The sequence below is a fragment of the Micromonospora sp. WMMD754 genome, assembly GCF_049315235.1.
Lineage (GTDB): Bacteria > Actinomycetota > Actinomycetes > Mycobacteriales > Micromonosporaceae > Micromonospora > Micromonospora sediminicola.
The window spans coordinates 2,950,042-2,963,080 of record NZ_CP186058.1; the positions used below are offsets into that span (position 1 = coordinate 2,950,042).

At 75.0% G+C, this 13,039-nt stretch carries 11 protein-coding genes; 7 read left to right on the plus strand and 4 right to left on the minus strand.

From position 1 onward, the window contains the following. Positions 1-7 precede the first annotated feature (7 nt). The 3 genes from ACN27B_RS14455 to ilvA are packed head-to-tail and all read left to right on the plus strand — an operon-like array spanning position 8 to position 3,676. A complete protein-coding gene (locus ACN27B_RS14455; protein WP_099162521.1) occupies positions 8-1,420 on the plus strand; it encodes an amidase in 1,413 nt (470 codons plus the stop codon). A 52-nt stretch (positions 1,421-1,472) separates the two neighbouring features. Then, positions 1,473-2,459, plus strand: coding sequence for a DUF4328 domain-containing protein (locus tag ACN27B_RS14460; protein ID WP_422745413.1), 987 nt, complete (start codon positions 1,473-1,475; stop codon positions 2,457-2,459). Further along, positions 2,456-3,676, plus strand: coding sequence for a threonine ammonia-lyase (gene ilvA, locus ACN27B_RS14465; protein ID WP_422745415.1), 1,221 nt, complete (start codon positions 2,456-2,458; stop codon positions 3,674-3,676). The genes ACN27B_RS14460 and ilvA overlap by 4 nt, the downstream gene beginning before the upstream one ends. A gap of 125 nt (positions 3,677-3,801) precedes the next feature. Here ilvA and greA read toward each other — a convergent pair whose 3' ends face one another. Both greA and ACN27B_RS14475 read right to left on the minus strand, forming a co-directional pair. Beyond that, a complete protein-coding gene (gene greA, locus ACN27B_RS14470) occupies positions 3,802-4,302 on the minus strand; it encodes a transcription elongation factor GreA (protein ID WP_091581857.1) in 501 nt (166 codons plus the stop codon). A 147-nt stretch (positions 4,303-4,449) separates the two neighbouring features. Then, positions 4,450-4,884 carry a DUF4307 domain-containing protein gene (locus tag ACN27B_RS14475; protein WP_422745417.1) on the minus strand — a complete coding sequence of 145 codons (435 nt, stop codon included), beginning with the start codon at positions 4,882-4,884 and terminating at the stop codon, positions 4,450-4,452. Positions 4,885-5,129: 245 nt separating this feature from the next. Between ACN27B_RS14475 and mca the strand changes: the two genes are divergently transcribed. From mca to ACN27B_RS14490, 3 genes are all read left to right on the plus strand, one after another. Then, the gene (mca, locus tag ACN27B_RS14480) at positions 5,130-6,011 is read left to right on the plus strand and encodes a mycothiol conjugate amidase Mca (RefSeq protein WP_099162518.1); all 882 of its coding nucleotides are present in this window, start codon (positions 5,130-5,132) and stop codon (positions 6,009-6,011) included. A gap of 48 nt (positions 6,012-6,059) precedes the next feature. Then, positions 6,060-6,344 carry a hypothetical protein gene (locus ACN27B_RS14485; RefSeq protein WP_091581846.1) on the plus strand — a complete coding sequence of 95 codons (285 nt, stop codon included), beginning with the start codon at positions 6,060-6,062 and terminating at the stop codon, positions 6,342-6,344. A gap of 222 nt (positions 6,345-6,566) precedes the next feature. Continuing rightward, positions 6,567-9,056, plus strand: coding sequence for a putative bifunctional diguanylate cyclase/phosphodiesterase (locus tag ACN27B_RS14490; protein ID WP_422745973.1), 2,490 nt, complete (start codon positions 6,567-6,569; stop codon positions 9,054-9,056). A 43-nt stretch (positions 9,057-9,099) separates the two neighbouring features. Here ACN27B_RS14490 and ACN27B_RS14495 read toward each other — a convergent pair whose 3' ends face one another. Further along, positions 9,100-10,125 (minus strand): phosphatidylinositol-specific phospholipase C domain-containing protein, encoded by a 1,026-nt coding sequence (locus ACN27B_RS14495; protein WP_099162516.1) that lies wholly within the window; start codon positions 10,123-10,125, stop codon positions 9,100-9,102. Positions 10,126-10,268: 143 nt separating this feature from the next. On the opposite strand from ACN27B_RS14495, the gene ACN27B_RS14500 reads away from it, so the two are divergent. Further along, positions 10,269-12,305: a thioredoxin domain-containing protein gene (locus tag ACN27B_RS14500; RefSeq protein ID WP_422745420.1), complete on the plus strand. Its 2,037-nt coding sequence runs from the start codon at positions 10,269-10,271 to the stop codon at positions 12,303-12,305. A gap of 4 nt (positions 12,306-12,309) precedes the next feature. Here the strand turns inward: ACN27B_RS14500 and ACN27B_RS14505 are convergent, their stop codons facing one another. Continuing rightward, on the minus strand, positions 12,310-12,960 hold the full coding sequence (locus tag ACN27B_RS14505) for a pyridoxine/pyridoxamine 5'-phosphate oxidase (protein ID WP_099162515.1): 651 nt from the start codon (positions 12,958-12,960) through the stop codon (positions 12,310-12,312). Positions 12,961-13,039: the final 79 nt, after the last annotated feature.

Below are 13,039 nucleotides of genomic sequence, written 5' to 3' on the forward strand. Positions count from 1 at the left end.
GGGGAGGGTGGCAGTGCCGGACATCTTGCCGACGACCTGGGTCGGGGCGACCGCGAAGCAGATCGCCCGTGCGGTCCGCCGTGGCGACGTCTCCGCCACGCAGGTGGTGGCCGACCACCTCGACCACGCCGCCCGGGTCGACGCCGAGCTGGCCGCGTTCCGCACGGTACGCGGCGGCGAGGCGATCACCGAGGCGGAGAAGGTCGACGAGCAGGAGGAACTGGCCGACCTGCCGCTGGCCGGCGTGCCGGTGGCGGTCAAGGAGAACACGCCGGTCGCCGGGCTGCCCACCTGGAACGGGTCGGCCGCGATGCGTACCGGCGTGGCGGAGGCCGACCACGAGGTGGTCCGCCGGCTGCGCGGCGCGGGCGCGGTGATCCTCGGCGTGACCCGGATGCCGGAGCTGGGCCTGTGGGCCCTCACCGACGACGACACCGGCGTGACCCGTAACCCGTGGGACCTGTCGCGTACCCCCGGCGGCTCCTCCGGCGGCGCGGCCGCCGCGGTGGCCGCCGGGCTGGTGCCGATGGCCCACGGCAACGACGGTCTCGGCTCGATCCGGATCCCGGCGGCCTGCTGCGGCCTGGTCGGCCTCAAGCCCGGCCGGGGTGTGGTGCCCTGCCAGCTCGGCGCGGACGACTGGTTCGGCCTCACCGAGCACGGCATGCTGACCGGGACGGTCGCCGACGCGGTGGTCGGTTTCTCGGTGCTGGCCGGCCGCCGGCCGGACCGGCTGGTCCCGCCGCCGCGGCTGCGGGTGGGCGTGTCGCTGCGCTCCCCGGTGCGCGGCGTCTCGCCGGACGCGCCGAACCGGGACGCGGTCGCCGCGGCCGGCCGGCTGCTGGCCGCCGCCGGGCACGACACTGTTCCCGCCGACCCGGTCTACCCGACCCGGCTCGGCCTGCAGGGCATCGCCACCTGGTTCGCGGCCGCCGCGGCGGACGTGCGGGCCGCCGGGGTGGCGCCGCGCCAGCTCCAGCGGCGCAGCCGCCGGCACGTCGCGCTGGGGGAGTGGGCGCAGCGCCGGGGGTACGTCCGGGAGGCCGACCGGACGGCCTGGCGCGAGCGGTCGGTGCAGTTCTTCGCCGACCACTCGGTCGACCTGCTGCTCACCCCGGCGCTGGCCGGGCCGCCGCCGCCGGCCGCCGGCTGGTCCGGCCGCTCCTGGCTGGCGAACATGTCGACCAACATCCGGTACGCCCCGTACGCCGCGCCGTGGAACATCGCCGGCCTGCCGTCGATCGTGGTGCCGGTCGGCCGCCGCCCGGACGGCCTGCCGGTCGGCGTGCAGTTCGTCGGCCCGCCCGGCTCGGAGCTGCTGCTGCTCGGCGTGGCCGGGCAGTTCGAGATGCAGGCGCCGTGGACGCGGCACGCTCCCGGCTATCCCCGGGTCGGTACGGGGTCGCCGGCCACCGCATGATCGTCTAACGTGTGCGCACCCCTGTCGCGCACACCCTTCCGGACGGTTCCCGATGCACTGCCAGACCTGCGGGGACGTCGCGTCCCCGGTCGACCCCGACTGCCAGCGTTGCGGCACCCCGTTCGGCCAGCCGCCGGTGCTGCCCGGCGTGCCCACGTACCCGGTCCGTGGCCTCGGCACCGCCGCGGCGGTCGCGGTCGGCGCGGCCACCGTGCTCTACCTGCCGGGCGCGCTGTTCCCGCTGGTCGGGGCGCGGATGGCCCGCACGGCGGCCGAGCAGGGCGACCGGGACCTGCTGCTGGGCGCGGCGGTCGCCGAACTGCTGCTCGGGCTGCCCTACCTGCTGGCCCTCCTGACCGCGGCGGTGCTGGTCATCATCTGGACCTGGCGGGCGCGGAAGAACACCGACGCGTTCGCGGGCGCCCTGCCGAGCCTCGGCCCGGGCTGGGCGATCGCCGGCTGGCTGGTGCCGTTCGCCAACTTCGTGGTCCCGGCCCGGGTGGTCGCGAACATCGCCCGGGACAGCCTGCTCCGGCGCACCACGCCGGCCCTGGTCGGCGTCTGGTGGGCCGCCTGGCTCGTCTTCTCGGTCGGCGACCGGGTGGTCAGCCGCGGCGACGACCAGCGGTACTCGCGGCTGACCGAGTGGCCGCAGAACGACGTGGAGTACGGCAGCTACGTCCGCTACTACCAGGACGCGCTCGGCGGCCGGCTGCTGCTGTCGGTGGCCTGCCTGGTCGCCGGCATCTCGTTCGTCGTGCTGGTCCGCCGGATCTCGGCCGCCCAGCAGGACCGCCTCGCCCGGGCCGTGCCCGCCTGGCCGGGCCACCCCGGCTGGCCGGCGCCCGGCTCGGCGGCGTCCGCGCCGGCCGGGACCGCGCCGGCGGCGTCCACGCCGGCCGAGCCCGCAGGTCCCGCGCCGGTGGCCGGTCCCGGGCCCGCTTCCGCCACGCCCGCGCCGGCGGTCGCCGGACCGGACGCGCCGTCGGTGACGTCGCCGCCGCCTCCGGCCGGGGCGGGTGGCACGATCGGGGCATGACGGAACTGGTCGGTCTCGCCGACGTACAGGCCGCGCGGGAGCTGCTCGCCGGCGTTACCCGCACCACGCCGCTGGAGCCGTCCCGTCCGCTCAGCGCCGCGCTCGGCGGGCCGGTCTGGCTCAAGTGCGAGAACATGCAGCGCGCCGGCTCGTACAAGGTGCGGGGCGCGTACGTGCGGATCGCCCGGCTCTCCGCCGACGAGCGGGCCCGGGGCGTGGTGGCGGCCAGCGCCGGCAACCACGCCCAGGGGGTGGCGCTCGCCGCCGGTCTGGTCGGCACGCACGCCACCGTTTTCATGCCGGTGAACGCGCCGCTGCCGAAGGTCGCCGCGACCAAGGGGTACGGCGCGCAGATCGAGCTGGTCGGCAGCACGGTGGACGAGTCGCTGATCGCGGCCCAGACCTTCGCCGAGCGGACCGGTGCGGTGTTCATCCACCCGTTCGACCACCCGGACGTCATCGCCGGTCAGGGCACGGTGGCGCTGGAACTGCTCGAACAGTGCCCGGACGTGCGCACCATCGTGACCGGGGTGGGCGGTGGCGGGCTGGTGTCGGGCATGGCGGTGGCGGCCAAGGCGCTGCGTCCCGACGTACGGGTGATCGGGGTGCAGGCGGCGAGCGCCGCCGCCTTCCCGCCCTCGCTGCGGGCCGGCGAACCGGTCCGGCTGCCCTCGTTCGCGACGATCGCCGACGGGATCGCCGTCGGGCGGCCCGGTGAGCTGACGTTCACCCACGTCCGCAAGCTCGTCGACGACGTGGTCACGGTCTCCGAGGAGGACATCTCCCGCGCGCTGCTGATGCTGCTGGAGCGCGGAAAGCAGGTGGTGGAGCCGGCCGGGGCGGTCGGGGTGGCGGCGCTCCTGGCCGGCGCGGTGGAGGTGACCCCGCCGGTGGTCGCGGTCCTCTCCGGCGGCAACATCGATCCGCTGCTGATGCTGCGGGTGATCGAGCACGGCCTGGCCGCGGCCGGCCGCTTCCTGCGGATCACCGTGCGGTGCGTGGACCGGCCCGGTCAGCTCGCCTCGCTGCTCGGCGAGATCGCCGAGCACCGGGCCAACGTGGTGGACGTGGTGCACCAGCGGGCCAACCCGCACCTGCGGCTGGGCGAGGTGGAGGTGGCGCTGTCCGTGGAGACCCGTGGGGTGGAGCACTCGGACACGCTGATCAGCGCGCTGCGGGCCAGCGGCTACCAGGTCGTCTTCGCCGGCGAGGGGTGAACCGCGAACGCCCCGGCCGGATGGTCCGGTCGGGGCGAACGGGTGGGTGTGGCTCGGGGCCCGAGGAGCCTGTCAGCCTCGGTCGGGTCGGGACCCGAGCCGTCCGGCGCGGGTCCGGAGGGCGGTCAGCCCGAGTAGGGCTCGAAGGACACGACGGTCACCTTGATGTCGGCGCCGCTGGGGGCCGTGTAGGTGCAGGTCTGGCCCGCCTTGCCGCCGAGGATCGCCTTGCCGAGCGCGGACTCGGGGCTGTAGACGGTGAGGTCGGTGGTGGAGGCGATCTCCCGGGAGCCGAGCAGGAACGTCTCGGTGTCGTCGGCGTCGTCGTCGAAGTAGATGGTGACGACCATGCCGGGCGAGACCACGTCGGCGGCCGGAGCCTCACCGACCTTGGCGGTGCGCAGCAGCTCCTTGAGATAGAGGATGCGCCCCTCGGCCTTGCCCTGCTCCTCGCGGGCGGCGTGGTAGCCACCGTTCTCCCGCAGGTCGCCCTCCTCGCGCCGGGCGTTGATCTCGGCGGCGATGACCGGCCGGTTGGCGATCATCTCGTCGAGCTCGGCCTGCAGGCGGTCGTAAGCGTCCTGGGACAGCCAGGTGGCGGGCGCCTCGTTTCCGTTGGTGGACACAGGCGATCTCCTCGGTTGGTGCGGACTGGCTGACAGGTGAACTACCAAGTTACCAGTGCGGTGCCGGTCGAGGTGTGGTCGATCACCCCGGGTGCCGGTCGCGGGACCCGGGGTACGCGTGTTCCGGCAGCTCGCCGGTGCTCCGGCTCAGCCGGTCGGTCGGCAGCGCAGCACCTCGCCGATGAACGGCCGGGCGCTGGTGGGCACCTCCTGTCGGGCTCGGACGTGCCGCTGGCCGGACCCGGCGGTCACGGTGGCCTCGACGTGGCCCACCTCGGCGCCGTCGTGCGAGCGGGCCCGCAGCAGGCAGGTCGCCGAGCCGCCGGGTGGCACGGTGACCCGGAAGTCGACCACCACGCGGGAGTCGGTGATCCCGGTGTAGCTGATCATCTCGCCCTGGTACTCGGGGTCGCCGTACTGGCTGTAGAGCTTCGCGGCGGCCAGCCCGAGGACGGCCAGCAGGACGGTCACCGTCAGGGCGAGCAGGAGCGGCCGGCGGCGGCCCGGCTCCCGGCGGCGGCCGTACCGGCCGGGCGGGAAGACCGGCGTACCCGGTGTGACTGTGGCGTGCGTCTCGCTCACCGGCGGGTATCTCCTGGCGTTGTTGTCGGCGGCATCGGCAAGAATGGCTAGGTCCATCTTCCCAGCCCGGCGCTGAGTCAAGGATGGCAGGTCGGCCTCGACCGGCCAGGGTGGTCCCGGCCACTCCGGCAGCGGTCCCGACGTGCCAGCACGGGGGCTTTCGCGGGCGCGGGGGGAGATTCCGGCAGGTCAGCCGGTCGGCCCCGGGCGGGTCGCCCGGCCGGCACAGACGAGGAGCGCCGAAGGTGGCAGAACAGCTGCGTCTCATGGCGGTGCACGCCCATCCCGACGACGAGTCGAGCAAGGGCGCCGCCACCATGGCGAAATACGTCGCCGAGGGGGTGGATGTCCTGGTCGTCACCTGCACCGGTGGCGAGCGGGGCAGCGTGCTGAACCCCAAGATGGACCGCCCCGACGTGTGGGCCAACATCGGCGACATCCGTCGCGCCGAGATGGACGCCGCCCGCGCCGTCCTCGGCGTCGAGCAGGCCTGGCTCGGCTTCGTCGACTCCGGTCTGCCCGAGGGCGACCCGCTGCCGCCGCTGCCCGAGGGCTGCTTCGCGCTGCAGGAGGTGGAGGTCGCCGCCGCGCCGCTGGTGCGGCTGATGCGCCAGTTCCGCCCGCACGTGGTCACCACGTACGACGAGGAGGGCGGCTACCCGCACCCGGACCACATCATGACCCACAAGGTCACCGTGGCGGCGTTCGAGGCGGCCGGCGACCCGGAGCGCCACCCGGAGCTGGGCGAGCCGTGGCAGCCGCTGAAGCTCTACTACGACGTGGGTTTCTCCCGGGCCAAGATCATGGGCCTGCACGAGGCGATGCTCGCCGCCGGCCTGGAGTCGCCCTACGGCGAGTGGATGAAGCGCTGGGAGGAGCGTCCCGACAAGGGGGAGCGCATCACCACCCGGGTCGACTGCGCCGCCTACTTCCCGGTCCGCGACGACGCGCTGCGGGCCCACGCCACCCAGATCGACCCGGACGGGTTCTGGTTCCAGGTGCCGATGGAGCTCCAGCAGCGCGCCTGGCCGACGGAGGACTTCCAGCTCGCCCGCTCGCTGGTGGACAGCCCGCTCCCCGAGTCCGACCTCTTCGCCGGGGTGCGCGAGACGTGCCGTGCCCACTGACATCGGCGCGGGCTACCCTGGTCGTCAGCCGCACATCGGAGGAACACCATGCTGACCACCGCCCAGGTGCTCGCGGAGAACAACTTCGGTGACACCCGCACGGGTGGTCTGGCCGGCCCGATGGGCCTCTTCCTCATCGTCGCGCTGGCCACCGTCACCGTCCTGCTCATCCGCAACATGAACGCCCGCCTGCGCCGCCTGCCCGACCGCTTCCCGCGGCAGGGCGAGCCCGGCCGGGTCGACTCGGCAGTCGTCGATCCGACAGACGGGGCCGTCGAGCAGGATTCACCGACGAGCGCCCCCAACGGCCCCCAGCAGCGCCGAAACAGCTGAACACCGCATGAATCACGCCCGAGCCGGTGGTCGCCCCCTGTTGCGGCCACCGGCTTTGGCTTAGCCTTCCGCCGGGGGGACCGTCAGGCCCCGGACCCTGCGCGGAAGGGGGGCGCCGATGTCGAGGGCAGCAACGGGCCCCGACCGTGTCCCGGTCGCACCCGCCGACGGGGCGGGTCCGTGACCTCCGAACCGGCCGACCGGCCACCCGATCGGCTCGGCCTGCGGGGCACCCCGGTGAGCGTCGTGCTGCTGACCGTCGCGGTCGCGGTCACCGCGCTGCTGGCCGCGGTGCTCGGCCTCGCCGTACCGGCACACCTACCGGTGGACGACCCCCTGCCCGGGCCGGCCCGGTTCGGCCTCGCCACCGTCGCGTTCGCCGTGGCCCAGCTCGCCCGGCTCCGCTTCCGGGCCCCGTCGGGCATGGTCAGCATCACCTGGGGCGAGGCCGCGCTCCTCGTCTGCCTCTGGCTGGTCCCCGCCGGCTGGCTGCCGGCCGCCGCGCTGCTCGGCGCCGGCGCCGCCTGGACCACGATGTCAGTGGTGGCGGACCGCCGACCGGTGCTGGAGCTGGTGCGCATCGCCACCTCGCTCACCGCCGCCACGGCGCTGGCCGCGGCGGTCGCGAGCGCCCTCGGCCGGCCGCTGCTCGCCGCGCCCACCCCCGAACTGGCCCTCGCGCTGAGCGCGGGCGCGGTGACCTACCTGCTCACCACCGCCTGGCTGGGCGCCGCCACGCTCGCGCTGCGGCACGGCATCCCGATCGGGCCGCCGCTGCTCGCCGCGCTCCGCGGCAAGCTGCTCATGTTCACCGGCAACGTCGCGGTCGGCCTGGTGGTGGTCGCGCTGCTGGAACTCGACCCGCGCTGGCTGCTGCTCCTGCCGCCGCCGCTGTGGTTGTTGCAGCAGACCTACCGGCACCGGCTCCGGGCCGACGAGGAGCGCCGGACCTGGCGGGCCTTCGCCGAGGCCACCGCCGCCCTCAACCAGCTCGACGAACGCGGCGTGGCGACCGCCGCCGTGACCGGCGCCCTCACCCTGTTCGGGGCCGAGCTGGTCGAGGTCGACGTGGCCCGCGGCGACGGGCGCTGGCGCCGATACCGGGCCGACCTCGGTGGGCAGGTGCGGGATCGGGAGGTGGAGCCCCCGGCGGATCGCGGCTCGGGCGAACACGAGCTGGTCCGGCGGCTCGCCGTCGGCCCCGCCGAGGTGGGACGGCTGCGGGTGCGGTTCGCCCGGTCCGCCCCGCCCACCGCCCGGGAACAGGACGGCGTGGCCGCCTTCTCCGACGCCCTGGCCGCCGCCCTGCACGACGCCGCGACCCACCGTGAGCTGCGGCTGGTCACCGCCCGCTCGTCGTACGACGCGGTGCACGACCAGCTCACCGGCCTGCTCAACCGGGCCGCGCTGCTCACCCGCGGCGACCAGGCGCTGCGGCAGCGGGCCCACGACCACCCGGTGGCTCTGCTGCTGCTGGACGTGAACCAGTTCAAGGAGGTCAACGACACGCTCGGCCACTCGGCGGGCGACCAGTTGCTGCGGCTCACCGCCAACCGGCTGGCCGCGCTGACCCGGCCGGGGGACCTGCTCGGGCGGCTCGGCGGCGACGAGTTCGCCCTGCTGCTCACCTCGGTCCCGGTGGTCGAGGACCGGACGGCCCCGCTGGCGTACGCGGTGCGCCAGGCCCGGGAGGTCGCCGAGCGGCTCGCCGCGCCGACCGAGGTGGCCGGGGTGCGGATGTCGATCGAGGTGGCGGTCGGCGTGGTGGTGGCCGACGCCGGCGTCGCCGACCTGACCGAGCTGTTGCGGCGCGCCGACATCGCCATGTACCAGGCGAAGGAGGGTGGCGGCAGTGTCGCCGCGTACGACAGCTCCCGCGACGCGGCGAGCACCGACCACCTGGCGTTGCTCGCGGAGCTGCGGGAGGCGCTGGCCACCGACGACCAGCTGGTGCTGGCGCTGCAACCGGCGGTGGACCTGGCCACCGGCGGGCCGACCGGGGTGGAGGCGTTGATCCGGTGGCGGCACCCGCGCCGGGGCTGGCTCGGCCCGGCCGACTTCATCCGCCCGGTGGAGAACAGCGAGCAGCTCGGCAGCTTCACCCGCTACGTGTTGGACAAGGCGCTGGAGGTGGCCGCCGGCTGGGCGCGGGAGGGGCTGGACGTCCCGATCTCGGTGAACCTGTCCGCCCGCAGCCTGCTCGACCCGCGGCTGCCCGCCGAGATCGAGGAGGCGCTGCGGCGGCACCAGGTGCCGCCGCACCGGCTGGTCCTGGAGATCACCGAGACCGTCGTGATGAGCGAGCTGGAGATCATCGACGAGGTGCTGGCGACACTGCGGGCGATGGGCGTGCAGCTCGCGGTCGACGACTTCGGCACCGGCTTCTCCTCGTTGACGTTCCTCACCCGGATCCCGGTGGACGAGCTGAAGGTGGACCGGTCCTTCGTCATCCGGATGGCCGACTCGCCGGAGGCGGCGGCGATCGTCCGGACCACGGTCGGGCTCGCCCACGAGCTGGGGCTGCGGGTGGTGGCCGAGGGGGTGGAGACCGCCGAGCAGCGCACCGCGCTGGTCGAACTGGGATGCACCGCCGCGCAGGGCTACCACTTCTTCAAGCCGATGCCGGCGGACAAGATCGGGGCGGTGCTGGGGTCGCTGCGCGACACCGCGCGGGGCAACGTCTTCCCGCTGCGCGCCGACGGCGCCTCCTGAGCGGTCCGCGCCGCCGGGCGGGCCCGACGGCGCGGGGGCGCGCTCAGCCGCGGGGCAGCACGTCGTCGAGGACGGCGGGCAGCGTGGCCCAGTCGGCCGAGGCGATGCTGGCGTGGGCGCGGGCCAGCTGGGCGACCCGGGCCGCCGCCGCGTCGGCGTCGCCGCTGCCGACCGCCGGCGGGACGTTCTGCGCGTCGGTCATCACCAGCAGGTAGTGGTTCGCGGCGTACCAGGCGGTGTCGACGCCGCCCGTGACGTACGCCGAGGCGTCGCCGTCGAAGAGCACGAACCACCGGCGCAGGGCCGGGTCCGCGTACCGGGTCCGGGGGTCGCCGGCCTGGGCCCGGTGCACCGCCGGGAACGCCCGGGCGCTGCCCAGCGTGCCGGCGGCCGCCAGACCGTTCAGGTGGCGGGCGTACTCGACGTCGGTCCAGAGCGTGTCGGTCGGGTTGCCCTCCTCGACGGTGCCGGGGATCAGCTCCACGATCACCCTGCCGGCGAGCTGCGCGCGGGTGGGCCAGGCGTCGGCGCGGGCGGCGGCGTCCAGGCCGGGGTGGTCGCCGAGCAGGTCGGCCGGGCGGAACACCCGGTCGCCGAGCCGCGCGGCGAGCACCGCGTCGAGCTGGGCCGGCCCCTGGCCGGTACGGCCGCTGAAGCCGGTCTTGAGCTCCAGCTTGAGGATGAGCGGGCCGGCGTCGGGGTGGGCGCCCAGCCAGAGCCGGATGTCGTCCAGGCAGTGCTCCAGGTTCTTGTTGCGGGTGCCGGTGTAGAGCTGGGCGGCGCTGGTGGCGGCGACGCAGTTGTTGTCGTTGCCCAGCGGGTTGCTGTGGCTGACCCGCCACTGCCGGGTCAGCACGTCCGGCCAGACGTCCAGCTCGATCAGCCCGGGCCGGGCGTCGAGCGCCTGGGCCAGGTAGGTGTAGGTGCCGCGCTCGTACGTGTTGTGGATCCCGACGCCGGTGGTGGCGGACCACCGGGTCTGCGGCGGGACCTCGGCGGACGCGGTGCCGGGGGCCAGCAGGGATCCGGCGAGGGCGGCGAGGGCGAGCAGGGCGGGGAGTCTGCGCATGGACCGTCTCCTTCGGACGCGCCGGCGGTGGACGACGCCGGCCATGCGCCGATTCAAATAGACAAAGGTGAATAGCGGAAGGACGGCTCGTGGCTCCGACCGGTCCGGGGGCGGCGGTCCGGCGCGGCGGATAGGGTCGGGTGGTGAACCGACTCGCCGAGGCCACCTCGCCCTACCTGCTCCAGCACGCCGACAACCCGGTCGACTGGTGGCCCTGGTGCGACGAGGCGTTCGCCGAGGCGAAGCGCCGCGACGTGCCGGTGCTGATCTCGGTCGGCTACGCGGCCTGCCACTGGTGCCACGTGATGGCCCACGAGTCGTTCGAGAACGAGGCCGTGGCCCGGCTCATGAACGACGACTTCGTCTGCGTCAAGGTCGACCGGGAGGAGCGCCCCGACGTCGACGCCGTCTACATGACCGCCACCCAGGCCATGACCGGCCAGGGCGGCTGGCCGATGACGGTGTTCGCCACCCCGGACGGCACCCCGTTCTTCTGCGGCACCTACTTCCCCCGGGCCAACTTCGTCCGGCTGCTCGGCTCGGTCGCCGCCGCCTGGCGGGACCAGCGCGAGGCGGTGCTGCGGCAGGGCGTCGCCGTGGTCGAGGCGATCGGCGGCGCCCAGGCCGTCGGCGGCGTGACCGCCCCGCTCACCGCCGAGCTGCTCGACGGCGCCGCCGGCCAGCTCGCCCAGGAGTACGACGAGACGAACGGCGGTTTCGGCGGCGCGCCGAAGTTCCCGCCGCACATGAACCTGCTCTTCCTGCTCCGGCACCACCGGCGCACCGGCTCGGCGCGCAGCCTGGAGATCGTCCGGCACACCTGCGAGGCGATGGCCCGGGGTGGCCTGAACGACCAGCTCGCCGGGGGCTTCGCCCGCTACTCGGTGGACGGCCACTGGACCGTGCCGCACTTCGAGAAGATGCTCTACGACAACGCGCTGCTGCTGCGCGTCTACACCCAGCTCTGGCGGCTGACCGGCGACCGGCTGGCCCGCCGGGTCGCCCGCGACACCGCCCGCTTCCTCGCCGACGAGCTGCACCGACCCGGTGAGGGCTTCGCCTCCGCGCTGGACGCGGACACCGAGGGCGTCGAGGGACTCACCTACGTCTGGACACCGGCGCAGCTGGTCGAGGTGCTGGGGGAGTCCGACGGACGGTTCGCCGCCGACCTCTTCGAGGTCACCGCCGACGGCACGTTCGAGCACGGCGCCAGCGTCCTGCGCCTGGCCCGTGACGTCGACGACGCCGACCCGGCGGTCCGGGCCCGCTGGCAGGACGTGGTGGGCCGGCTGCTGGCCGCCCGCGACACCCGGCCCCAGCCGGCCCGCGACGACAAGGTGGTGGCGGCCTGGAACGGGCTGGCGATCACCGCGCTCGCCGAGTTCCAGCAGGTCGCCGCGCTCTACGCGTCCCGGGAGGACGAGGACGCGAACCTGATGGAGGGTGTGGTCATCGTCGCCGACGGGGCCATGCGCGACGCCGCCGAGCACCTGGCCGCCGTGCACCTGGTCGACGGCCGCCTGCGCCGGGTCTCCCGGGACAAGGTCGTCGGCGAGCCGGCCGGGGTGCTGGAGGACTACGGCTGCGTCGCGGAGGCGTTCTGCGCGCTGCACCAGCTCACCGGCGAGGGACGCTGGCTGACGTTGGCCGGGCAGCTGCTCGACGTGGCACTGGCCCGGTTCGCGTCCGCCGACGGCGGCTTCTACGACACCGCCGACGACGCCGAGCGCCTGGTCACCCGGCCCGCCGACCCGACCGACAACGCCACCCCGTCCGGCCGTTCGGCGGTCGTCGCGGCGCTGGTCGCGTACGCGGCGCTGACCGGGGAGACCCGCTACCGGGAGGCGGCCGAGGTGACCCTGTCCACGGTGGCGCCGATCGTCGACCGGCACGCCCGGTTCACCGGCTACGCCGCCACGGTCGGCGAGGCGCTGCTCTCCGGCCCGTACGAGATCGCGGTGGTGACCGACGACCCGGAGGGCGACCCGCTGGTGGCCGCCGCCCGCCGGCACGCCCCGCCCGGCGCGGTGGTGGTGGCCGGCGCCCCGGACCAGCCGGGTGTGCCGCTGCTGGCGGACCGTCCGCTGGTCGACGGGCGGCCCACCGCGTACGTCTGCCGGGGGTTCGTCTGCCAACGGCCGGTGACCTCGGTCGAGGACCTGGTCGCCCAACTCGGCTGAGCCGTCACGGCCAGAGCTGCTCCCGCGCCCAGCCGGCTGCGCCCCGGCGGTAGCGCAGCCGGACGTGCCGGCGCTCCCGGTCGGCCTGCCAGAACTCGACCGTCTCCGGCGCCACCACGTAGACGGTGTGCGTGTCGGCGACCAGGTCGGGATCGCCGGCGAGGCGGGCGCGGACCTCGGCCAGCTCCCGGTCCAGCTCAGCCCGGTCGGTGAGGACGGTGCTCTGTCGGCCGGCCAGGGTGGCGATCCGGGAGCCCTCCGGCCGGGCCAGGAAGTCCTGCCGGGACACGGCCGGGTCGGCCGGTCGGGCGGTGCCGCGCACCCGGACCTGGCGCCCCTGCTCCCGCCAGTGGAAGCTGAGCGCGATGCGCGGGTTCCGCGCCAGCTGGCGTCCCTTCGCGCTGGCCGAGCTGCTGGCGAAGTGCCAGCCCGCGGAGTCGAGATCCTTGAGGATGAGCACCCGGGCGTCGGGCGCGCCGTCGGCGTCGACCGTCGAGACGGTCATCGCGTGCGGCTCGTCGACCCCGGCGTCGACCGCGGCGGCGAGCCAGTCGGCGAAGAGGGCGGTGGGTTCGGCCGGCACGTCGGACGGGTCGAAGGACGGCATGTCGTGGGCCAGTACGGGCAGCGCGCGGAGCATCCGGCGAGTCGTCATGCGGATCATGGTGCCCCGCCCCGGAGCCGGTCGCCGTCCCGTTTCCCGGCCGTGGGACGGGGACGGGCCCAGCGGCCGG